Raw genomic sequence first — 598 nt, forward strand, 5'->3', positions numbered from 1 at the left:
GCCCCATACGACCAGCAGGCAGCCGTCAACGCGCTTGAGCGCGCCAACCGGTTCGCCACGCAGATCACCACGCTACGCAGCCTCACCGGCAACGGGGGCGTGGACCAGTGGATCAGTGGCCTACCCAGGGCAGACGGCTGCTACTCGTGCAGCCGCTACCCAGACTGGCAGCCACCACACCAAACCGTCGATGGAATCACCATCGACATACCAACCAACAACAACAACAAGAAGGAGAAAGCATCATGATTGACTACACGCTTATTGACGAGGGCCTGAAAACAGGCAGCAAAAGCGCGTTCAGCAAGGACGACCTGCCGGGCAAAACAGTGACCGGCACCATCACCGACCTGGACTACAGGCAGACCACCGACTACACGACCGGCAAGCCAGCCGAATTCGAAGACAGTAGCCCGAAAATGCAGTTCGTCATCACCATCCAAACCAGTGAACAGGTTGACCCGGACGACGATGGGCAGCGCAGTATTTACATTCCAGCGTGGGGCAACAAGAAGCGCGCCCTCCTGGACGCGATGCGCACCTACGGTTCCACGAAAGCCAGTGAAGCTCTCGCCCTGGGCAACACGTTCACCGCGAC

Annotated in this window: 2 protein-coding genes; both read left to right on the forward strand. The window is 59.4% G+C overall.

Going from position 1 to position 598, the window contains the following annotated elements; translation table 11 throughout:
* The coding region (locus tag HMPREF2975_RS12575) for a hypothetical protein (protein WP_193600018.1) at nucleotides 1-249 on the forward strand (249 nt) is incomplete at its 5' end.
* The coding region (locus HMPREF2975_RS07605; RefSeq protein ID WP_227469324.1) for a hypothetical protein at nucleotides 246-598 on the forward strand (353 nt) is incomplete at its 3' end. The genes HMPREF2975_RS12575 and HMPREF2975_RS07605, both read left to right, overlap by 4 nt.

This window comes from Actinomyces sp. HMSC065F12, assembly GCF_001814535.1.
GTDB lineage: Bacteria > Actinomycetota > Actinomycetes > Actinomycetales > Actinomycetaceae > Pauljensenia > Pauljensenia radingae_A.